This is a genomic window from Streptomyces sp. NPDC040545 (genome assembly GCF_055595065.1).
This window is the reverse complement of record NZ_JBVIWA010000005.1, coordinates 19,654-39,713: the sequence shown is the minus strand read 5'-3', so window position 1 is coordinate 39,713 and position 20,060 is coordinate 19,654. Positions and strand designations below refer to the sequence as shown.

General features: G+C 74.8%; 16 protein-coding genes and 1 tRNA gene. 8 read left to right on the top strand and 9 right to left on the bottom strand.

All coding sequences use genetic code 11. From position 1 onward, the window contains the following. Positions 1 to 107: 107 nt before the first annotated feature. The 3 genes from ACZ573_RS12610 to ACZ573_RS12600 are packed head-to-tail and all read right to left on the bottom strand — an operon-like array spanning position 108 to position 3,387. Positions 108 to 1,601 carry an AMP-binding protein gene (locus ACZ573_RS12610; protein WP_471302761.1) on the bottom strand — a complete coding sequence of 498 codons (1,494 nt, stop codon included), beginning with the start codon at positions 1,599 to 1,601 and terminating at the stop codon, positions 108 to 110. Next, complete coding sequence (locus ACZ573_RS12605) at positions 1,601 to 2,356, bottom strand: glycosyltransferase family A protein (protein WP_471302759.1); 756 nt, start codon at positions 2,354 to 2,356, stop codon at positions 1,601 to 1,603. The genes ACZ573_RS12610 and ACZ573_RS12605 overlap by 1 nt, the downstream gene beginning before the upstream one ends. Beyond that, complete coding sequence (locus tag ACZ573_RS12600) at positions 2,353 to 3,387, bottom strand: 3-oxoacyl-ACP synthase III family protein (RefSeq protein ID WP_471302756.1); 1,035 nt, start codon at positions 3,385 to 3,387, stop codon at positions 2,353 to 2,355. Before ACZ573_RS12600 ends, ACZ573_RS12605 begins: the two co-directional genes overlap by 4 nt. A gap of 176 nt (positions 3,388 to 3,563) precedes the next feature. Here ACZ573_RS12600 and ACZ573_RS12595 point away from each other — a divergent pair, with 176 nt between their 5' ends. Beyond that, on the top strand, positions 3,564 to 3,695 hold the full coding sequence (locus ACZ573_RS12595) for a hypothetical protein (protein ID WP_471302754.1): 132 nt from the start codon (positions 3,564 to 3,566) through the stop codon (positions 3,693 to 3,695). Positions 3,696 to 4,200: 505 nt separating this feature from the next. After that, positions 4,201 to 6,261 (top strand): phosphocholine-specific phospholipase C, encoded by a 2,061-nt coding sequence (locus ACZ573_RS12590; protein ID WP_471302751.1) that lies wholly within the window; start codon positions 4,201 to 4,203, stop codon positions 6,259 to 6,261. Here ACZ573_RS12590 and ACZ573_RS12585 read toward each other — a convergent pair. Continuing rightward, positions 6,248 to 6,970, bottom strand: a complete 723-nt coding sequence (locus ACZ573_RS12585) for a hypothetical protein (RefSeq protein ID WP_471302749.1) — start codon at positions 6,968 to 6,970, stop codon at positions 6,248 to 6,250. The genes ACZ573_RS12590 and ACZ573_RS12585 overlap by 14 nt on opposite strands. Positions 6,971 to 7,041: 71 nt before the next feature. Between ACZ573_RS12585 and ACZ573_RS12580 the strand changes: the two genes are divergently transcribed. Next, on the top strand, positions 7,042 to 7,797 hold the full coding sequence (locus ACZ573_RS12580; protein WP_471302746.1) for an alpha/beta fold hydrolase: 756 nt from the start codon (positions 7,042 to 7,044) through the stop codon (positions 7,795 to 7,797). An 80-nt stretch (positions 7,798 to 7,877) separates the two neighbouring features. Here ACZ573_RS12580 and ACZ573_RS12575 read toward each other — a convergent pair. Further along, a tRNA-His gene (locus ACZ573_RS12575) sits at positions 7,878 to 7,950 on the bottom strand. 695 nt (positions 7,951 to 8,645) lie between these two features. Here ACZ573_RS12575 and ACZ573_RS12570 point away from each other — a divergent pair. Next, positions 8,646 to 9,770: a M24 family metallopeptidase gene (locus ACZ573_RS12570; RefSeq protein ID WP_471302745.1), complete on the top strand. Its 1,125-nt coding sequence runs from the start codon at positions 8,646 to 8,648 to the stop codon at positions 9,768 to 9,770. A gap of 3 nt (positions 9,771 to 9,773) precedes the next feature. Here the strand turns inward: ACZ573_RS12570 and treZ are convergent, their stop codons facing one another. Beyond that, a complete protein-coding gene (gene treZ / locus ACZ573_RS12565; protein ID WP_471302742.1) occupies positions 9,774 to 11,519 on the bottom strand; it encodes a malto-oligosyltrehalose trehalohydrolase in 1,746 nt (581 codons plus the stop codon). 110 nt (positions 11,520 to 11,629) lie between these two features. Here treZ and ACZ573_RS12560 point away from each other — a divergent pair, with 110 nt between their 5' ends. The 3 genes from ACZ573_RS12560 to ACZ573_RS12550 all read left to right on the top strand — a co-directional run bounded on the left by ACZ573_RS12560 (position 11,630) and on the right by ACZ573_RS12550 (position 13,764). Further along, positions 11,630 to 12,193: an FHA domain-containing protein gene (locus ACZ573_RS12560; protein ID WP_373038651.1), complete on the top strand. Its 564-nt coding sequence runs from the start codon at positions 11,630 to 11,632 to the stop codon at positions 12,191 to 12,193. An 88-nt stretch (positions 12,194 to 12,281) separates the two neighbouring features. Next, the gene (locus tag ACZ573_RS12555; RefSeq protein WP_471302740.1) at positions 12,282 to 12,785 is read left to right on the top strand and encodes a GNAT family N-acetyltransferase; all 504 of its coding nucleotides are present in this window, start codon (positions 12,282 to 12,284) and stop codon (positions 12,783 to 12,785) included. Between the two features lie 130 nt (positions 12,786 to 12,915). Next, a complete protein-coding gene (locus ACZ573_RS12550; RefSeq protein WP_471302737.1) occupies positions 12,916 to 13,764 on the top strand; it encodes a 2OG-Fe(II) oxygenase in 849 nt (282 codons plus the stop codon). A gap of 50 nt (positions 13,765 to 13,814) precedes the next feature. On the opposite strand, the gene ACZ573_RS12545 is transcribed toward ACZ573_RS12550, so the two are convergent. Then, a complete protein-coding gene (locus tag ACZ573_RS12545; RefSeq protein ID WP_471303293.1) occupies positions 13,815 to 15,122 on the bottom strand; it encodes a M14 family zinc carboxypeptidase in 1,308 nt (435 codons plus the stop codon). 128 nt (positions 15,123 to 15,250) lie between these two features. Beyond that, positions 15,251 to 16,663 (bottom strand): dihydrolipoyl dehydrogenase, encoded by a 1,413-nt coding sequence (lpdA, locus tag ACZ573_RS12540; protein WP_471302735.1) that lies wholly within the window; start codon positions 16,661 to 16,663, stop codon positions 15,251 to 15,253. Positions 16,664 to 16,746: 83 nt separating this feature from the next. On the opposite strand from lpdA, the gene ACZ573_RS12535 reads away from it, so the two are divergent. Beyond that, a complete protein-coding gene (locus ACZ573_RS12535) occupies positions 16,747 to 17,700 on the top strand; it encodes a LysR family transcriptional regulator (RefSeq protein WP_471302733.1) in 954 nt (317 codons plus the stop codon). Positions 17,701 to 17,726: 26 nt separating this feature from the next. Here ACZ573_RS12535 and treY read toward each other — a convergent pair whose 3' ends face one another. After that, positions 17,727 to 19,997, bottom strand: a complete 2,271-nt coding sequence (gene treY, locus ACZ573_RS12530; RefSeq protein ID WP_471302730.1) for a malto-oligosyltrehalose synthase — start codon at positions 19,995 to 19,997, stop codon at positions 17,727 to 17,729. Between the last annotated feature and the right edge of the window lie 63 nt (positions 19,998 to 20,060).

The window sequence follows — 20,060 nt, the reverse complement described above, 5'->3', positions numbered from 1 at the left end:
GGGCCGGGCGAAGGCCCGGGGAAGGCTCCGGGCGCGCGACCCCGGACCCGGCCCGGCCCGGCTCGGGCTGGTACCGGTACCGCGGCCCGGACCGGCGGCACGGGCCGTCATCGCGCCGGGCCCAGGCGGCGCGCCGCCAGGGCGGCCGTCGCCGCCCGGTCCGGTTTGCGCGAGCGCCCCGACAGCGGGATCCGCGCGAGCAGCAGGGCGTCGGGCCGGGCCGTGCCCATCCGCCGCACCGGCTCCGACAGGGCGGCGCGCACGGCCCGTTCGTCCGTACCGCGCCGCGGCTGCACGACGGCGACGAGCCGTTCGTCGCCGTCACCGGCCGGGACCCCGACGAGCACGGCCAACTCCACCCCCGGCACGTGCAGGGCGGGCTCGTACAGCCCCGGATAGATGTTCTCGGCCCGGCGCAGCACCATGTCCTTGGTCCTGCCTTCGAGCACGATGCGGCCCGCGCCGTCCAGCCGTGCCCGGTCACCCGTACGCACCCACGCGTCGGGCTCCTCCCCGAGGTAGCGGTGGCGGGCCGCCGGGCCGGACAGCAGCAGCTGCCCGTTCTCGTCCGGCTTGGCGAGCACGCCCGGCAGCGGTGGCCCGACCAGGTCCCCGCTCTCCCCGGCCGCCTCGAACGCGGACTTCTCCCGCGACTCGACCGCGGCGGCCGGGAACAGCTCGGTCAGCGCGTACACCCCCCAGGCCTCGGCCGCGCCCGCCGCGCGCACGCGTTCCAGCAGCCCGGCGCCCGCCGGGGCCGAGCCCGTCCACACCCGGCCGTGGAAGCGGGCGCCCGCGCCCAGCGCGTCCCGCAGCCGGGGCGGGGTCAGATAGGTGTCCTCGGGCCGCAGCCGGCGCAACTGCCGGGCCAGCACCCGGGAGTTGCCCGCCGGGAGGGCGACGGCGGCGCCGCGCGCCAGCGAGGGGACGAGGACGAAGAAGGTGCCGCCGAGCACCGGCCGGTCCCCGCGCGCGTCGAAGAGGGCCGAGACCGTGGTCATGCCGGCCGCCAGGCTCGCCCGGGTGTGGACGACGGCCCGCGGCAGGGAGGTGGTCCCCGAGGTGAACACGATCACCGCGTCGGCGTCCCCGTCCAGCCCGTCCCCGGGCACGGGCACACCCTGGCGGGGCGCACCCAGGTCCAGCGCGGGCGCGCAGCCCGGCAGCCGGGGCCCGACCGTGGCCACCGGCCCGAGCGCGGCCAGGTCCGGCAGCGCGAGCCGGGCCCGGCGGGCCAGCGGCCGCGCCCAGCCCGCCACCGCCTGCGCGGCCGCGTCGGCCAGCACCAGCGAGGGCCGGGCCAGCGCGAGGCGGGCGCGCAGCACGTCGGGCCCGGCGCCCGGGTCCAGGACGGCCCCGCGCAGCCCGAGCCGCCACAGCGCGAGCAGGACGGCGAGGGCGCGCGGCCCGGGGCGTACGGCCACGCCGACGGTGTCCCCGGCGCGCAGCCCGCGCGCGTGCAGGGCCGCGGCGAAGGCGTCGGCCAGCTCCGCGAGTTCGCCGCGGGTGGCCCGTACCCGGGACGCGCCGGTGCGGGTGGCGGTGAGCACGGCGGGCCGCTCCGGGCGGCTGCGCAGTGCGTGGTCGAGGTGGTCCAGCATCAGCGGGGGTCGTCCGTTCCGTGGGTGCCGCTGCCCTGGTCGAGGTACCAGCGGGCGGTGCCGGCGAGCCCGTAGGCCCGCAGGCGCCGCGTCGAGTTCTCCACGACCATCTCCCGGCAGTGCGTGATCCGGTCGGTGTGGCGGCGTACGGCGTTGAGGAAGAGCCGGTCGGTCGGCGAGGGGCGCCGGGGCATCCCGCCGACGCCCAGGTACAGCTCGGCCGTGATGGCCATGTTGTTCCCGGCGTGCATGCGGTACGGCGCCCGGTAGCCGCGCCGCCGGGCGTGCTCGGGCCGCAGCCGCCCGAAGAGCGCGGCGAGGGCCACCAGCGCGCCGAACCCGGCCCGGCCCAGCGGGCCGTGCTCGTCCCGGCGGGCCACGATCCGCCCGCACACCAGCCCGGGGCTGCGGATCAGCGCGGCACGGGCGGCGCCGGTCCAGCCCGGCCGGGGCAGGCAGTCGGCGTCCGTACGGGCGAGCAGGGCCGCCCCGCGGCCGATCGCGTACCGGAAGCCGGTGTCCACCGCGGAGCCGACCCCCTTCTCCGGCTCCTCGATCACCTCCACCGGGAAGGGCGCGCCGGCCGCGAAGGCGCGGGCGACGGCTCCCGTACCGTCCGTCGAGGCGTTGTCGACGACCAGCAGGGTGAAGTCCCGGTCCCGCTGCGCGGCGAGCGCCCGCAGGGTGGCGGCCAGCCGGGCCTCCTCCTCGTGCGCGGGCACGACCACCCACATCGGCGCGGCCCCGGCCGTCAAGACTTCTCCCAGACCATCGTCATGATGCTGATCCCGCCGCCGAGGCCCACGAACAACACCCTGTCCCCCGGAGTGAGTTCATCGAACACCCGGTCCAGCTGGAGCCCGATGCTCGCGCTCGCGACATTGCCGAGCTCGGGCACCGTCACCACCAGCTTCCCGGCGGGCACCCCGGTCAGTTCCGCGAACCGCTCCAGGTACGGCACCGTCACCTGGTGCACCAGTACCTTGGCGAAGCCGTCCCAGTCCATCCCCGTGCGGTGCAGCGTCCGGTCGATGACGGCGGTGCCCACCTTCTCGAAGACGCCCCGCAGTTCGTGCCCGTCGCCGCGGAAGTAGGTGTACGCGTCCCCGCGCGGGTGCCGTGACCCGCCGCCCGGGATGCCCCCCACCTCCCAGTGCTCCGAATGGGTCTCGGTGTCCACGTCGATGATCCCGCCGCGCTCCACGGCCTCCACGACCACCGCAGCACCCGCGTCGCCGAAGGTGTACCCGGCGAAGCCGTCACGCAGTTCCGCGAGATCAGCCGGGTCCCTGCGCACCGCCCGGCTCGGCGTCTCACCGGTGACCACCAGGGCCCGCCGCGCCCGCCCGGCGAGGATCATGGAGCGGGCGAGGTCGATGCCGTTGACGAAGCTGTTGCAGGCGTTGGTGACGTCCAGGGCGTGGGCCCGCGAGCCCAGTTCCGCCTGCACGATGTGCGCGGTGGCCGGCTCGACGAGGTCGCGGGAGGCGGACGCGAACAGCAGCAGGTCGACGTCGAGCGGACCGAGTCCGGCGGCGGCCAGGGCCCGGCGGGCGGCGCCCACCGCGAGGGTGGAGGCGTACACGCCCTCGCCCGCGACCCGGCGCGAGACGATCCCGGTGGCCTGCGTCAGCAGCCTCGGCGGCAAGGTCAGCCCACTGCGGAGCGCCACCTCCCGCTGCAGGGCGTCGGAGGACAGCACCTCGTCGGGCAGCAGGCCGCCGACGGCGGTTATCCCGGCGCGCATCCCGGCGCGCGGCAGCGGATCACATGGCTGAATGAACATGCACACACGATGACGAGCGGGCCGCGCCGGAGCCTGAGTACGGATGCTCAGTTCGGCGCCACGAGCCGCACAGACCGCCTGAGTATGCGCACCCTCGAGGCGCGTGACGCCCAACCACGGGACAGCCAGGGGCCGTTTGCCTAGGGTGGAACGACACGGCCACGGTGGATGACGCGATGGCGGCAGGCCGATTACCGGCGCTGGCGCACTGCCGGGACGACGCGCTGCCCCGGCTGCTGTGCGCGGGAGCACACCTTGACGAGGGCTTCGCCCGCGAGGTGGACGTGGAACTCACCGAGGACCGCTGACCGCCACCGGGCTCTCGCTCGGCATCGACCTGGTGGCCCTGGCCCGCCACGCGCGGGCCTCCGTACGGCGGATCGACCGGCGCGACCGGCGCCTCGCCGGGCTCTGCGCGGCCGGCGTGTGGGTCCGGTGACGGAGAAGATCCCGTCGAGTACCCGTAAGCGGCCGCCGGACGGCACCGGTAACTCGCCCAAGTGGCTTAATCCGGTGGTCTGTTGCGCGGAGAGGAGTTCCCCGTACCCTCCCACGAGCGGCGACAGCGGCAGGCCGGAGAGCGCGCGGGGCAGCCCGATGGCATGCCCGAACTCGGTCCCGGCCATCCGCTCTGCGCCCCCCGCGCAGTGTGTGGGAGGTCATTTCAGCAGATACGCGGGTCCTTCGGGAGCTCTTTCCGTTCTCCAGGTGTACGGCGCAGTGTCACGAAGCGATCTCCGCCCGGTCCCCCGGGACCGCTGTCCTTGGGGCGCCCCTCGACTCCCCCTCCTCACCCCCAGAGGTCGTCACCCCATGGCAGAACTCAACCGCCGCAGGTTCCTGCAGATAGCCGGTGGCACCGCCGCCCTCACGATGCTGAACGACAGCATCGCGCGGGCCGCCGCCATCCCGGCGCAGGGCACCACCGGAACGATCCAGGACATCGAGCACGTCGTCGTCCTGATGCAGGAGAACCGGTCCTTCGACCACTACTTCGGCGCGATGAAGGGGGTACGGGGCTTCGGCGACCCGCGGCCGGTCCTCCAGGACAACGGCAAGTCGGTCTTCCACCAGTCGAACGGGACGAAGGACATCCTGCCCTTCAACCCGCAGGTCCAGGACCTCGGCATGCAGTTCCTGGAGGGCCTCAACCACGACTGGGCCGGCGGCCACCAGGCGTACAACAACGGCAAGTACGACAAGTGGGTCCCGGCCAAGACGGCCACGACCATGTCGTACATGACCCGGAACGACATCCCGTTCCACTACGCCCTCGCCGACGCCTTCACGGTGTGCGACGCCTACCACTGCTCCTTCATCGGCGCCACGGACCCGAACCGCTACTACCTCTGGTCGGGTCACACCGGCAACGACGGGACCGGCGGCGGCCCGGTCCTCGGCAACCAGGAGGCCGGCTACGGCTGGAAGACCTACCCCGAGCGGCTGGAGTCCGCCGGGGTCTCGTGGAAGGTCTACCAGGACATCGGCGACGGCCTGAACGCCGCCGGTTCCTGGGGCTGGATCAACGACGCCTTCCGCGGCAACTACGGCGACAACTCGCTGCTGTACTTCAACACCTACCGCAACGCCCAGCCCGGCAGCGCCCTGTACGAGAAGGCCCGTACGGGCACGAACGTCAAGGCGGGCGACGGCTACTTCGACCGGCTGCGCGCGGACGTGGTGGGCGGCACGCTGCCCCAGGTGTCCTGGATCGCCGCCCCCGAGGCGTTCAGCGAGCACGCGAACTGGCCGACGAACTTCGGCGCCTGGTACATCTCGCAGGTCCTGGACGCGCTGACCGCGAACCCTGCGGTCTGGGCCAAGACCGCCCTGTTCATCACCTACGACGAGAACGACGGCTTCTTCGACCACGTGGTCCCGCCGTACCCGCCGGCCTCCTCCGCCTGGGGCCTGTCCACGGCCGACGTGTCGAAGGACCTCTACGCCGGTGGCGGCGGCTACGCGGCCGGACCGTACGGGCTCGGCCCGCGCGTCCCGATGATCGTGGTCTCCCCCTGGAGCAAGGGCGGCTACGTCTGCTCCGAGACCTTCGACCACACCTCGGTGATCCGCTTCATGGAGAAGCGCTTCGGGGTGCAGGAGCCCAACATCTCCCCGTGGCGCCGTGCCGTCTGCGGCGACCTGACCTCGGCCTTCGACTTCACCCGGGCCGATGCCGCGCCCGCCGCGCTGCCGTCCACGGCCGGGTACGTCCCGCCGGACAAGGACCGCCACCCCTCCTACCACCCGACCCCGCCGGCGACCGGCACCCTGCCCCGGCAGGAGGCCGGCTCCAAGCCGACCCGCGCGCTCGGCTACAGCCCCTACGTGGACGGCGCCCGCACCACCTCCACCGGCAAGTTCACCCTCACCTTCGCCTCCGGACCGACCCTGGGCGCCCACTTCCACAGCACCTCGGGCAACCGCACGGACGGCCCCTGGCCCTACACGGTCGAGGCGGGCAAAACGCTCTCGGACACCTGGTCCACCAGCAGCTCCACCGGCAACCAGATCAACCTCACGGTGTGGGGCCCGAACGGCTTCCTGCGCACCTGGAAGGGCCCGGCGAAGAAGGCCGGCCCCGAGGTCACGGCCCGCCACCTGGCGGCCACCGGCAACCTGGTCCTGGCCCTGACCAACTCCGGGACGGCGGCCGTCAACCTCACGGTGACCAACACCTACGGCGGCGCCGCCCAGACCCTCCGGGTGGCGCCCGGCGCCACGGTCTCCCACACGGTGGACCTCGCCGCCTCGGGCCGCTGGTACGACGTGCAGGTCGTCTCCGACGCCGACGCCACCTTCCTGCGCCGCTTCGCCGGACACGTGGAGACCGGCGCCCCGGGCCTCTCGGACCCGGCGATCAAGACCCTCTGATCCGGTCCTCCGGTGCGCGCAGCAGCCGCCGTTCCAGGACCGGGAGGTCCCCGGGACGGTGGCTGCGGGCGTGCCGCAGCAAGAGGTCCCGCGCGGTGTCGGACACCCGGCGCCGCTTCGGGTGGCGTGTGGTGAACTCCTCGCTCGCGAAGAACCGCACGGCGCCCTCCAGCCCGGTGCGGTCCGTCTCCCGTACGGCCCAGGCGAGTTCGTCGGCGGGCACCGGAGCCAGCAGCCGCTGCGGGGCCAGGGTGGCGAGCAGCCGCGCGGCGTCGCCGGGGTGCTCCCGTACGGTGCCCAGCCAGCTGAACACCGTGCTCAGCGGTACTCCGCGCGGCGGCCGGGGCTCCTCGCCGCGGGCGCAGGCGCCGGCGTACTCGCGCAGGCCCTCGGGCGCGGCGGCCACCCAGCGGGCGCGGTGCCGGGAGGGCAGCCCCGCGGGATCCCGGGAATCGAACAGCGGCCCGAGCGGCCCGGTCGGGTCCACGGACCTGAGGCGCTCGCCGCCGGCCTCGTACAGCGAGACCCTGCCGTCCCCGTGGCACATGCACTCGAAGTCGTCGTGCGGCTCCGCGGGGGGCCAGGCCGCGAGCACCTCCGCGATCTCGTTCCGGTCGACGACCTCGTACTCGGTGGGGTGGACCGGGTGGTCCCTGTCGGTGAAGGTGTGCGTGACGGCGATGCGGACCGTGCGGGATATCGGCTTCACGGTGTGATCGTAGGCCGGGTGGGCAGAACGTACGGCGTCGGTTTTCTCCGCCCGTCATCCAGGGAGAACGCATGGCCATCGCCCACCGCAGGATCGGTACCGGACCCGTCCGCGTCATCGTGCTGCACGACTGGTTCGGCACCTCCGCGAACTGGGGTTCCGTACTGGACCACCTGGACCCCGAGGGCTTCAGCTACGTCTTCCTCGACTACCGCGGCTACGGCGACCGCCGCGACGTCCCCGGCCGCCACACCCTGGCCGAGATCGCCGACGACGTCCTCGAACTCGCCGACCAGCTCGGCTGGGACACCTTCTCCCTCCTCGGCCACTCCATGGGCGGCAAGGCGGTCCAGCAGGTCCTCGTCCGCGCCCCCGAACGGGTGGAGAAGCTGATCGGGCTCGCCCCGGTCCCGGCCGCACCCTACGCGATGGACGACGCGACCCACGCCCTCTTCCACGGCGCCGCCACCGACCCCGAGAAGCGCTGCGTCATCCTCGACCTGGTCACGGGCAACCGCGTGAGCCGCCACTGGCTCGACAAAATGGTCGCCCACTCGCTGGCCGCCTCCCGCCCCGAGGCCTTCGCCGGCTACCTCGCGAGCTGGCAGCCGCTCGACCTGTCCGCCGCCGTGAAGGGCAACACCGTCCCGGTGCTCGTCCTCGTCGGCGAGTACGACCTCGCGATCACCCCGGATGTGATGAGGGACACCTGGCAGGCCTCCTACCCGGACTGCCGGGTCGTGACGGTCCCGGGCTCCGGCCACTACCCGCCGCACGAGACCCCGGTGGCCTTCGTCACCGAGGTGGAGGCCTTCCTGCGGATCTAGACGACCGGCAGGCCGGGCCGGCCGGTCGCACGAAAAATCCCGTGGGGTACGAGGAAACCTCGTACCCCACGGGATCGAAGGGTGAGTGACGGGACTTGAACCCGCGGCCACCTGGACCACAACCAGGTGCTCTACCAACTGAGCTACACCCACCACGAAGGGCGGCGGACCGCCCGTTCGATGTGCAAGCACAGCATAGCCGATCAGAGGGGTGGTCCCGCGACGCCTTATCGGGCGGCGGATGCGCTTGCGTCCGGGCTTCCGGCCCGGTCCGAGGCGTGGGCGACGGCCGCCGCGGCGAGCGCCCGGACGACCGGGTGCGGCCTCGATCCGTCCCCCTGCAGCTCCGGCCGCCGCCCCGCCCGGGCGCGTCATCCTCGCCGGCCCCCGGCTGCTCGCGGCGCTGCCCGCCACCGGGGTCACCCTGGGTGCTGCCCCCGGCCGAGGTGCCCGCCGCCGTCGCCACGGGATGCTGCGACCCAGGGGGTGTCTTGCCGGTCAGGCCGGTCTCGCGGCGCCGAGCGACCTGCTGCGGCTGCCCGACGTGGCCCCGCTCACCGTGACGGGCGCGGGGGAGGAGGAACCGGCCGTGCTGCTGCCCGCCGGGCGGGCCGCCGTCCGGCTCGACGACCTCGCCGACGTGCGCTGGCGAGTGCTGTGGCCGGAAAGGTTCACCGGGTCACGACGCCCGGCACGGCACCGCCCCGCGTGGCGGAGGCCGCCGGCGCGGGGGTCGCCGTACCTCCGTCGGCCCCGCGCCCCGTCCACCGTACGGAGCTCCTCTCCCCGGGCCGCCCGACCGGCGTGGCCGCTGCCCTCGCCGCGCGGCTGGCGGCAGGATCACCCGTATGACACGTGAACCCGCACCCTTCACGGCCGACGACTACGCCGCCCGGATGGCCGCCGCCGCCCAGACCGCCGCCGACGCGGGACTCGCCGGACTGCTGATCTCCCCCGGGCCCGATCTCACCCACCTCACGGGCTACCGGCCCACCGCCGAGACCGAGCGGCTGACCCTGCTCGTCCTGGCCGCCGGGCAGGATCCGGTGCTCATCGTGCCCGCGCTGGAGGCTCCGGACGCGGAACAGGCCCCGGGCGCCACCGCGCTGACCCTGCGGGCCTGGGCCGACGGGAAGAACCCGTACGCCGTCACCGCCCCGCTGCTGGACTTCCGCGGGCGCTTCGGGGTCAGCGACAACACCTGGGCGCTGCATCTGCTCGGCCTGCAGCGGGAACTGCCGAACAGCTCCTACGCGCCGCTCACCGACTGCCTGCCCATGCTCCGCGCGGTCAAGGACGAGCGGGAGCTGGAGCGCCTCGGCGCGGCGGGAGCCGCCGCCGACGCCGCCTACGCGCAGATCCTCCACCTCCCCTTCGCCGACCGGCGGGAGACCGACGTGGCCGAGGACCTGGCGGCCCTGCTGCGCGCCCACGGCCACTCCCAGGTCGACTTCACGGTCGTCGGCTCCGGCCCCAACGGGGCCAATCCGCACCACGAGGCCGGGGACCGCGTCATCCGCCACGGCGACATGGTGGTCCTCGACTTCGGCGGCCTGCGCTTCGGCTACGGCTCCGACATCTCCCGCACCGTGCACGTCGGCGAGCCCACCCCCGAGGAGCAGCGGGTCCACGACATCGTCCGCGAGGCCCAGCAGGCCGGCGTGGCCGCGGTCCGGCCGGGGGCCTCCTGCCAGGAGATCGACCGGGCCGCCCGTGCCGTGATCACCGAGTTCGGCTACGGGGACCGCTTCATCCACCGCACCGGCCACGGCATCGGGGTCACCACCCACGAGCCCCCGTACATGGTCGAGGGCGAGGAGCAGCCGCTGGTCCCCGGCATGTGCTTCTCCGTGGAGCCGGGCATCTACCTGCCGGGCCGGTTCGGCGTCCGCATCGAGGACATCGTGACCGTCACCGGGGACGGCGGGCTCCGCCTCAACAACGCCCCGCGCGAGCTCGCCGTCGTGGAGTGAGCCTCACGGGGCCAGGACGACCGCCGTTTCGCCGGGCACGTGGAGCCGGCCGTCGGGACCCGGGTGGCCGACCGGCTCCCAGGAGGCCAGCACCCGTACCCCGTTGCGGCCCAGCGCGATCGTCACCGGGTCCGGGGAGAGGTTCACGGCCACCCGGACGTCGCCCCGCCGGAAGGTGAGCCAGCGACGCTCCTCGTCGTGCGCGACCCGGACCGCCGCCAGGTCCGGGTCGCGCAGGTCGTGATGGGTGCGGCGGAGTGCGATCAGGGTGCGGTACCAGTCCAGCAGGCGGGCGTGGACGGCCTGTTCGGGCTCCGCCCAGTCCAGGCAGGAGCGGTCGCGGGTGGCCGGGTCCTGCGGGTCCGGGATCTCCTCGGCCTTCCAGCCGTGCGCCGCGAACTCCCGGCGCCGGCCGGACCGTACCGCCTCGGCCAGTCCAGGGTCCGGATGGTCGGTGAAGTACTGCCAGGGGGTCTTCGCCCCCCACTCCTCTCCCATGAACAGCATCGGCACGAACGGCCCGGTGAGGGCCGCGGTCGCGGCGCACGCCAGCAGCCCGGGGGAGAGCGAGGCGGAGAGCCGGTCGCCGAGCGCCCGGTTGCCGATCTGGTCGTGGGTCTGGGTGTAGCCGAGGAAACGGTGGGCCGGGGTCCGGCGGTGGTCCACCGGGCGGCCGTGCGTACGGCCCCGGAAGGAGGACCAGGTCCCGTCGTGGAAGAAGACCCGGGTCATGGTCTTGGCGAGGGCGGCGAGCGGGGCCGTGGCGAAGTCGGCGTAGTACGCCTGGGACTCGCCCGTCAGCGCGCAGTGCAGGGCGTGGTGGAAGTCGTCGTTCCACTGGGCGTGCAGGCCCAGGCCCCCGGCGGCGCGCGGGGTGGTGGTGCGGGGGTCGCAGCGGTCGGACTCGGCGATCAGGAACAGCGGCCGGCCGGTGTCCGCGGCCAGTTCGTCGACGGCCGCGGACAGTTCCTCCAGGAAGGTCAGCGCCCGGTCGTCGGCCAGCGCGTGCACGGCGTCCAGCCGCAGCCCGTCGATCCCGTAGTCGCGCAGCCAGGCCAGCGCGCTGCCGAGCAGGTAGGCGCGTACCTCGTCGGAGCCGGCCGCGTCCAGGTTCACCGCGGAGCCCCACGGGGTGTGGTGGGTGTCGGTGAAGTACGGGCCGAAGGCGGGCAGGTGGTTGCCGGACGGGCCGAGGTGGTTGTGGACCACGTCCAGCACGACGCCCAGCCTCGCCTCGTGCGCGGCGGCCGTGAAGCGGGCCAGGCCGGCCGGGCCGCCGTACGGCTCGTGCACCGCCCAGGGCGCGACCCCGTCGTACCCCCAGCCGTGCCGGCCGGAGAAGGAGCAGACCGGCATCAGCTCCACGTGCGTGACGCCGAGGGCGGTGAGGTGCCCGAGCCGGGCGGCGGCCGCGTCGAAGGTGCCCTCGGAGGTGAAGGTGCCGATGTGCAGCTCGTACAGGACCGCGTCCTGGAGCCGGGTGTACGGCGGTTGCGCGGGCCGTGGGGCGAGGGCCTCCGGATCGACCACCGCCGACAGGCCGTCGGGCCCGTCGGGCAGCCGGCGCCCGCGCGGGTCCGGCCGCGGGCCGTCGCCGTCGAGCAGGAATCCGTAGCGGCTCCCGTCGGCGGCCGGGGCCTCGGCGGTCCACCAGCCGTCCCGGTCCGGATCGCGTGCCATGTCGTACGTCGTCCCGTCGAGCAGCATGGCGACGTGACCTGTCAGTGGTGCCCACACCTCGAACTGCACGGACGGTCCCCTCGTCGGCGGCGGTGTCCAGCATGCGTATCGTGCCCATCATTCCGGGCGTGGCGGGGGAGTTCTGGACACTCCGGCCCCGACGGGCCGACAATCACCCTGTGACGTCCAGTTTCGAGATTCCCGCCTTCCCCGCGCCGCGGCTGTCCGACGCCGAGCGCGACCGGGCGCTGGGCCAGCTCAGGGAGGGCGCGGCCCTCGGCAAGCTGTCCCACGACACCTTCCTGCGCCGGATGGAACTCGCCCTGGTCGCCCGCCGCTCCGAGGAACTCGCCGTGCTCACGGCCGACCTCCAGTCCCGGGAGGCGGCCGAAAGTCCCTGGACCCGTCGGCTGTTCGGCTGGGTCGGCCGGGCCTCGGCCGTGTCCCTCGGGGTCCGGCGCGCCTGGAACGCCGAGCGGCTGCCCAAGCTGCTGCTGCCGCATCCGAGCGCGGCGGCCCTGCGGATCGGCCGCGACCCCGGCAACGGGCTGCGGCTCAGCCACGAGACGGTCTCCCGGGCGCACGCGGAGCTCAGGCTGCAGGGCGGAGTGTGGGTGCTCAGGGACCTCGGCTCCACCAACGGGACCACGGTCAACGGACGCCGGGTGACCGGCTCCGCGGTGGTCCGCGACGGAGACCAGGTCAGCTTCGGGAACATGACCTTCCGGCTCTCGTCGAGCTGAGGGCACCCCCTGCGGGTGTCCCTTGGGGGTATCCCTCCGGGGCGCCCCGCCGGTACGGCGCCGGGAGCCGGCGCGCAGGATGGTGGTCATGGAACACACCTCCGTCATCCGCCGCGCACGCGTCGGGGACCTGCCCCGCCTGGCCGAACTCGTCCACGAGCACGTGGCGTACGAGAAGTCGGCGCCGCGCCCGCCGGACCTCGCCGAGCGGCTCGGCCCGCAGCTGTTCGCCGAGGACGCCCGGCTGTGGGTGCTGCTCGCCGAGACCCCGGACGGCACGGTCGCCGGATACGCCGCCTGCTCCGCCGAGTTCGCCTTCTGGGACGCCCGGCACTACCTGCACATGGACTGCCTCTACCTGGCGGAGGAGGCCCGCGGCCACGGGCTCGGCGCCGCTCTGATGGACGGCGTGACGGGGCTGGCCCGCGAGCTCGGCCTCGACCAGGTCCAGTGGCAGACCCCGGACTGGAACGAGGGCGCGATCCGCTTCTACGACCGGCTCGGCGCCACCGGACGGCCGAAGCAGCGCTACTCCCTCGCGGTGGAGCCCTCCAGGGACCAGGATCAGGCACCCCCCGGGGCCCGGGCCTGAGCCCGGGTCCGGTTCCGTTTCCCGCTGACCGCGCCGCTCCGGATGCCCGGCGCGGGCGTGGGCGGTGCACTTCCGTGCGCCCCCTTGTGCTCCTTCGGCACGGACGGCCGCCGTCGTACGGTTCCGGGCTATGAGCGGATACACGATGGAACCGGCCACGCCGATGGAAATCAGCCCGCGAGTCCTGCCTCCCTCCGACCGGTGGTCCCCCGCACTCGCGGTACCGGCACCGGTCTGCCGCTTCGAGAACTTCCTGGGCGCGGAGCGCGCCGCCGCCCTGCTGGAGTACGCGATATCCCGGGAGGAGGACTTCACGGCGGGGACCGTCCTGGACCCCCTGACCGGACAGGTGTCCCGCAAGGGGCGGGACTCGCTGGTCCTTCCCGTGACCAGCGAGGTGTTCAGCGCACACCTGGCCGACTGCCTGCCGCTCGTCCAGGAGCTCCTCGGTCACCGGGCCGCACTCGCACAGTCGTTGACCGTCCTGACGGCGCACGGCGAAGGCGGCCACTTCGGCATCCACACGGACGCCTCACGGGTCCGGGACGTGAGCACCGCCCTGTCCGCCGTGTACTACCTGCACCGCACGCCGCGCGGCTTCGGCGGCGGCCAACTCCGCCTGTACGACACCGTGGTGGACGAGGGCCGGGCGCGGCCGGGGGAGTCCTACCGCACGATCGAGCCCGAGCACGACACCGTTGCCTTCTTCCCCTCCGGCGTCTTCCACGAGGTCGTGCCGTCCACCTGCCCGAGCGGGCGGTTCGCGGACCACCGGTTCACTCTCACGACCTGGATCTCCGGCGGGGAGCCCGCCGGGGCCCCGGACGCCCGCCGGCCGTACGTCTGGCAGTGGCTGGCGGACGCGGCCGAAGGGACCCGCCCCCTCCACGACGCCGGGGAGGACCATGACGGGGCCAGGCCGGTGGCGCTGCCGCCGCCCGGCCCGGACACCCGCGTGGGGCCGCCGCCCAGGACCTGACCGCCGCTCGGCCCGCCGCTGCCCCCGCCCGCTCACCCGGCCCGCCCCGCTCAGCCGGTCCGCTCGTCCCGGCCGGCCGCGACGAGGCGGTCGTAGGCGGCCAGGACGGTCCGGGACTGGTGTTCCACCTGGGTGGCCACCGGGACCCAGCGGGCCCCGAAACGGGCCGCGAAGTCCTCGCACCACCCGGTGACCAGGCGGTCCAGCCCGGGGGCCGCCGGATGCCCCTGGGAGCGCAGCACCCGCAGCAGCATCGCGGCGGCGCGCAGCGACAGCCGGCGCCCGAAGGCGTCGATGCTGGCGATGTACGCCGCCGTGGCCTCCTCGGGAGCCCCGGCCGTCCACTCGGCGGCGATCCGGGGGATCAGCGCGAGCGTCCAGTCCACCGCACGCAGCAGGGGCGCCGCGGCGGGGTCCTCGTCCTCGCACGGCGGACCCGGCCGTACGCCGGCGCCGGCCCGGACCGAGGCGACGAGCGCGGCGTCCGCGGTGAGCCGCTCGGCCAGCATCCGCAGGGCGCCGCGCGGGTCGGGGTGCGGGGCCGGATCGTCCACCAGGTCGGAGGCCCACATGGGGACTTCGACGATGGCGGTCGTGCCGGCGTAGCGGTGGGCGTGGTACCAGGTGCTCAGCCGGGTGTCCTCCGGGTGGAAGGCCCCGGCGGCCTCGCTGCCCGGCTGCGGGATCACGAAGATCCCGGGCCCGGGGGAGGGCCAGCCGGCCGCGTCCGAGGCGCCGTTCTCCACCGGGATGCGCAGCTCGGCGGCCGATTTGGCGAACGGCTCGGCGAGGCCGGGCACGTCCCGGGTGAGCTGCACCCAGGAGCCGCCGAGGTCGGTGGCGTGCAGGGAGACCTGCAGGACGGGCCGCAGTTCGTCGATGAGCGCCATCAGGGCCAGGGTCTCGGGCGGCAGCCGGTCCGGGGGCAGTAAGGACGGCGCCCACTCGGGCTGTTCGGGGCCGGGAGGCCGGAAGAAGTTCCGGTGGTAGTCCAGCAGCGAGTACGGGTGGGGGGTGCGGTGCAGGTCCGCGCCGTCCGGGTCGGCACAGAGCAGGAAGTGCCAGCCGCAGCCGGCCCGCGGCGCCGGGTCGTCGAGGACGCGCCGGGCGAGCGAGAGGGCGGTCGCGCCGCCGACGGGCTCGTTGGCGTGCGCCCCGGCGACGACGAGGACGTTGCGGTCGGCGCCGCGCGGGGCGCCGCCGGTCGCGGCGACGGACAGCACCCAGAGCGGCTGTCCGGCCCGGGAGGTGCCGGCCTGGCGGAGCCGGGCCTCGCCGGGGTGTTCGTCCGCCAGAGCGCGGGCGGCGAGCCCGAGTTCCCGCGGTGTGGGGTAGCGCATGTCACGGAGGAGAGTCACAAGGGATGCCATGCCCGCAGGGCCCGCCGCCTACTGCTCCGCGGGCCCCGCAGTCCCCGAATAGGGGGTTAAACCCCTGGCCAAGGCCCGGGGACCCGGCGCCGGCGGGCCGGGCCGGGGCCGCCGGGCTACTGCTGGTGCAGTCCGCGGCCCGCCAGGCTGAGGAAGGCCTCACCGACCGCCTCCGACAGCGTCGGGTGGGCGTGGACGTGCCGTGCCACATCGCCCGGTTCCGCGTCCCAGCCCACGATCAGCTGGCTCTCCGCGATCATCTCCGACACGTGCGGCCCCACCAGGTGCACGCCGAGCACCCGACCGTCCCGCTCCGCGACCACCTTCACCGTGCCGCCCTGCCCGTGCACCATGCCCTTGGCCACGGCCGTCAGCGGCATCGTGTTCACCACCACGTCGTGCGCCGCCTCGCGCGCCTGTGCCTCCGTCAGCCCGACGGCGGCGGTCTGCGGGGCCGAGTAGGTCACCCGCGGCACCGCCGCGTAGTCCACCGGCGCGCTCGCCACCCCGGCCAGGGTCTCCGCGACCAGCAGGCCCTCCGCGAAGGAGGCGTGCGCCAGCCCGAGCGAGGGCGGCGGCAGCAGGTCGCCCACCACATGGATCCCCGGGACGGCGGTCTCCAGCCGGGACCAGTCGGCCGGGGCCACGAACCCCCGCCCGTCGGTAGCCAGTCCGGCCGCCGAGAGGTGCAGGCCGTCGGTCACCGGGACCCGCCCGACCGCCACCAGCAGGCGCTCCGCCCCGATCTCCCGCAGCTCCCCCCGCGCGGTGCGCACGGTGGCCCGGACGCCGCCGGAGGCGAGCCGCTCGGCCCCCTCCAGCCGGGCCCCGGTCTGCACGTCGATCCCGCGCTTCTTCAAGCCCCGTGCCAGATGCCGGGACACCTCCGCGTCCTCCAGCGGGACCAGCCGGTCCGCGGCCTCGACCAGGGTCACCTCGGCGCCCATGGAACGGTGGAAGGAGGCGTACTCCACCCCGATCGCCCCGCCGCCCAGCACCAGCACCGAAGCCGGCAGGCCGGGCGCGAACAGCGCGTCGTCACTGGTCACCACCGTGTGGCCGTCGGGCTCCAGGCCGGGCAGGGTACGCGGCCGGGACCCGGTGGCCAGCACGATCCCCCGGGTGGCGGTGAACTCCCGGCCGTCCTCGGTCCGTACCGAACGCGGTCCCGTCAACCGGGCTCCGCTGCGCACCACCCGCACCCCCGCATGCTCCAAGTGCCCCTCCACGCCCTTGTGGTTGCGGGAGACGATGTCGTCGCGGGTGGCGGTCAGGGCCGGCCAGTCGACCGACTCCACGCTCGCCCGCACCCCCCAGCGCTCGCGTGCCTCGGCTATGCCGTCGACGAGTTCCGCCGCGTGCAGCATGGCCTTGCTGGGGATGCAGCCCCGGTGCAGGCAGGTCCCGCCGACCTTGTCGCGTTCCGCGAGCAGGACGCTCAGGCCCAGGGCCGAGGCGCGCAGGGCGGTGCTGTAGCCGCCCGTACCGCCGCCGATCACGATCACATCCACTGCGCTGTCGTTGGTCATGTCGCCAGCCTCCACCGCCCCTTGGGCCAAGTCCAAGGAAATGATCTTCTGAAGGTCATGCAGGATCTTTATGCTTCGAGGTCATGAGCCTGCGCCAGATGGAGTACTTCCTGGCCGTCGTGGAGGAGTCCTCCTTCACCCGCGCCGCGGACGGTCTGCACGTCACGCAGCCCGCCCTGTCCCACCAGGTCAAGGCCCTGGAGCGGTCCGTGGGCGGCGCGCTGCTGGAGCGGATGCCCCGGGGGGTCCGGCTCACCCCGATGGGCCGCGCCTTCCTGCCGCACGCGCAGCTCGCCGTCCGCAGCGCCCGGCAGGCCGAGCGGGCCGCCCGCGCCGCCGCCGGGGTGGCCGGCGGCGAACTGCACCTCGCCACCGTGCACGCGCTGGCCGTCGGCCTGCTCCCGGGCGTCGCCGCCCGCTGGCGGTCCCTGCATCCGGGCGTGTCCCTGGTGCTGCGGGAGTACGGCAGTACCGAGGCCCTGGAGGAGCAGCTCGAACGGGGCGTCGCCGATCTCGCGGTGGGCCCGGAGCCTGCGGGCTGGCCGGGGCCGCTGCTGCGGATCGGCCGGGAGGAGCTGGTCATCGTCGTCCCCTTCGACGATCCGCTGGCCGGCCGCACGGCCGTCGCCCTCGCCGAACTCGCCCACCGTGACTGGATCCGCTGTGCGATGGAACCGCTGGTCGACGGTGTCCTCGTGCTCGACCGGGCGTGCGGGGCGCTCGGTTTCACCCCGCACACGGTGCTGCGTACGGAGCACACCTCGACGGCGGTGCGGATGGCGGCCGCCGGGGTGGGCGTCGTCATGGCCCCGGCCCACATGGTCCGCGGCGCCGTCGGCGAGGACTGCGTCCTGCTCTCCCTCGACCCGCCGTGGCACCGGCCCCTGGCGGTCTTCTCCCGGGTCCCGCTGACCGGTGCCGCGGCTGCCTTCGCGGAGCTGATCGGTGCCGGTGCCGGTGCCGGCGCCGGTTCCGTTGCCGTTGCCGGTGCGGGTGCCGCGCCGGATCCGGGCTGCCCGGGCGGTCCGCCGCACTGAGCGGCGGACGGCCCCGTCGCGCCGGATCACCGGCGCAGCCAGACACCCACCGGGTGGCCGTCCAGCAGGGCGGCCACCTCGGCCGGACCGCTGTGCGACACGGGGGAGTCCCCGCGCGGGGAGACGGGGGCGAGGCGGGTCCAGGTGCCGGGAGGCAGGTGCAGGCGGGTGTCCCGCCAGCCGCCGGACGCTGCCAGCCGGTGGGAGAGCCGGGTGGCCGCCACCAGCAGTCCGGGGGCCCGGGTGAAGGCCAGCAGATGGTCGGCGGCCGGGCCCCGTGCGAGGACCGGCGCATAGCCCCGGAAGAGCTCCGGCCGGTCCCGGCGCAGCCGCAGCAGGGTGGCCGTGAGCCCCAGCTTCTCCTCGGCCGGGTCCGCGGGGGCGGCCCCGGTGTCGAGCCGGGCCAGTGCCCGGCGGGGGAAGTGGGCCGGACGCCGGTTGTCGGGGTCCACCAGGGCCCGGTACTCCGTCTCCGCGCCCTGGTAGACCTCCGGGACCCCCGGCATCGCCAGGTGCAGCAGGGTCATGCCGAGGAGGTTCGCGCGGGCCGCCCCGGCCAGTTCCGCCGGGAGGTCGAGCGGGGCCCGGACGTATCCGGCCACGCCCGCCTCGTACTCCTCGTCCCGTTCGGTCCAGCTGGTGTGCAGGGCCGCCTCGCGGACCGCCTTGAGCAGTGCGTCGGCCAGCCGCGGCCCGGCCTCGGGGACCCGGCCGAGCCCCAGCGCGGTCTGCCGGGCCACCCAGGCCAGCTGGGGGTCGGGTCCCTCGGGGCGCCCCATCAGCTCCGGCGCCTGGGACAGCGCCGCGATCCGGGCCCGGACGTCCGCGCTGCGCTTGGTGTCGTGCGTGGACAGGACCGTCCCGGCCGCCGGCCACTCCTGGGCCAGGGCGGTGCAGTACGCGTGGAACTCCGCCGCCGGCACCGCCGGCCGCCCCGGCTCCCCGCCGACCTCGGTGGCCGACAGCAGGGGCGCGTACCGGTAGAAGGCCCGGTCCTCCAGGGACTTGGCGCGCAGGGCCGCCGAGGTCTGGGCGAAGCGGGCGGCGAAGGCGGGATCCCGCAGCAGCAGCTCCCGTACGGCGGCCACCGGGCCCGGACCGGCCGCCGCGGCCGCCTGTTCCAGGGCCCGCGGCGGCAGCTCCGGCTCCCCGGGGTAGGGCCGGTAGACGGGGAAGGCGATCAGCAACTCCCGTACCGCTGCGGCAAGACCGGGACCGGCCTGCCGTTCCAGCGCCCCCAGTTCGGCGGCCAGGTCGCCGGTCAGCACCTCCCGGGCGGAGGTCCGGGCCGCCTCCGGCCAGCGGGGCAGCCCGGTGGTCTCCCCGTACCGGGCCGCCAGCTCGGCGGCGCCCTCGGGGTCGGTGAACACCCCGTCGACCCGGTGCAGGGCGTCGTAGCCGGTGGTCCCCGCCACCGGCCAGGCGGACGGCAGCCGCTCCTCGCGGGCCAGGATCTTCTCGACCACCACCCAGCAGCCGTCGCCCGCCGCCGCCCGCAGCCGGCGCAGGTACTGCTCCGGGTCCGCCAGGCCGTCCACGTGGTCGATCCGCAGCCCGTCCGCCACCCCGTCCCGGACCAGCTCCAGCACCTTCGCATGGGTGGCGGTGAACACCTCCGGGTCCTCCACGCGGACCCCGATGAGCTCCGAAATGGTGAAGAAGCGCCGGTAGTTGAGCGAGGTACGGGCTTCACGCCACCAGGCGGGCCGGTACCACTGCGCGGCGAGCAGCTCGGGCAGCGCCAGCCCCGAGGTCCCTTCCCGCAGCGGGAACTGCTGCTCCCCGTAGCGCAGCACCTCCCCGTCGGCCCACAGCTCGCAGGACTCCACCGGCCCGGCCAGCACCGGCAGCAGCACCTGCCCGCCGCCCGCCTCCCAGTCGATGTCGAACCAGCGGGCGTAGGGCGAGCCGGGTCCGTCCCGCAGCACCTCCCACAGGGGCCGGTTCAGCCGCAGCGGGGTCGGTACCGCCATGTGGTTGGGCACGATGTCGAGGACCAGCCCGAGCCCGTGCGCCCGGGCGGCCCCGGCCAGGGCCCGCAGGCCCGGCTCGCCGCCGAGTTCGGCCCGCACGCGGGAGTGGTCGGTGACGTCGTAGCCGTGCGTCGAGCCGGGCACCGCCTCCAGGACCGGGGAGAGGTGCAGGTGCGACACGCCGAGCGAGGCGATGTACGGTACGGCTTCCTCGGCCGCCGCGAAGGGGAACTCCCGGCGCAGCTGGAGGCGGTAGGTCGACGTCGGAGTGACTGGTGTCGGAACGTCAGATTCCGATTCGGGGGTCGCATGCGGCTGGCTCATGAGAACGTACGTACCCAGCCTGCCGGATTCCGTGCCATGACCCAATGCATCCGAGTGACTGCG

What these genes read in the sequence shown, in the direction of transcription:
- ACZ573_RS12600 (WP_471302756.1), bottom strand. Translation starts at nt 3,387, where the DNA reads ATGTTCATTCAGCCATGTGATCCGCTGCCGCGCGCCGGGATGCGCGCC.
- ACZ573_RS12550 (WP_471302737.1), top strand. Translation starts at nt 12,916, where the DNA reads ATGAGCGGATACACGATGGAACCGGCCACGCCGATGGAAATCAGCCCG.
- ACZ573_RS12610 (WP_471302761.1), bottom strand. Translation starts at nt 1,601, where the DNA reads ATGCTGGACCACCTCGACCACGCACTGCGCAGCCGCCCGGAGCGGCCC.
- ACZ573_RS12555 (WP_471302740.1), top strand. Translation starts at nt 12,282, where the DNA reads ATGGAACACACCTCCGTCATCCGCCGCGCACGCGTCGGGGACCTGCCC.
- ACZ573_RS12580 (WP_471302746.1), top strand. Translation starts at nt 7,042, where the DNA reads ATGGCCATCGCCCACCGCAGGATCGGTACCGGACCCGTCCGCGTCATC.
- ACZ573_RS12590 (WP_471302751.1), top strand. Translation starts at nt 4,201, where the DNA reads ATGGCAGAACTCAACCGCCGCAGGTTCCTGCAGATAGCCGGTGGCACC.
- ACZ573_RS12595 (WP_471302754.1), top strand. Translation starts at nt 3,564, where the DNA reads ATGGCGGCAGGCCGATTACCGGCGCTGGCGCACTGCCGGGACGACGCG.
- ACZ573_RS12570 (WP_471302745.1), top strand. Translation starts at nt 8,646, where the DNA reads ATGACACGTGAACCCGCACCCTTCACGGCCGACGACTACGCCGCCCGG.
- treY (WP_471302730.1), bottom strand. Translation starts at nt 19,997, where the DNA reads ATGAGCCAGCCGCATGCGACCCCCGAATCGGAATCTGACGTTCCGACA.
- ACZ573_RS12535 (WP_471302733.1), top strand. Translation starts at nt 16,747, where the DNA reads ATGAGCCTGCGCCAGATGGAGTACTTCCTGGCCGTCGTGGAGGAGTCC.
- lpdA (WP_471302735.1), bottom strand. Translation starts at nt 16,663, where the DNA reads ATGACCAACGACAGCGCAGTGGATGTGATCGTGATCGGCGGCGGTACG.